Source organism: Pseudomonas sp. C11, from assembly GCF_034683865.1.
GTDB lineage: Bacteria > Pseudomonadota > Gammaproteobacteria > Pseudomonadales > Pseudomonadaceae > Aquipseudomonas.
The window spans coordinates 1-243 of record NZ_JAWIIP010000078.1; the positions used below are offsets into that span (position 1 = coordinate 1).

Annotated in this window: 1 protein-coding gene; it reads right to left on the bottom strand. The window is 49.8% G+C overall.

From position 1 onward, the window contains the following. Positions 1 to 190 (bottom strand): 30S ribosomal protein S6 (gene rpsF / locus VC352_RS24995; RefSeq protein ID WP_322982175.1); only part of this gene is annotated, 190 nt, incomplete at its 3' end. Between the last annotated feature and the right edge of the window lie 53 nt (positions 191 to 243).

Below are 243 nucleotides of genomic sequence, written 5' to 3' on the forward strand. Positions count from 1 at the left end.
CGTTAATCATGACGTAGTGAGCTGTGTGGACGTTGTTGATGGCGTAAGCCAGCTGACGACGGCCCCAATCTTCGAGGCGGTGAATCTTGCCACCGTCTTCTTCGATCAGCTTGGTGTAAAGCTCAACCATGCCGCCGACTTGCTCGCTCTGATCCGTGTTAACAAGAAAGAGGATTTCGTAATGACGCATAAATGCTCCTTACTGGTTGTAGCCTTCCAAATTATTTGGTCAGGCAAGGAGTG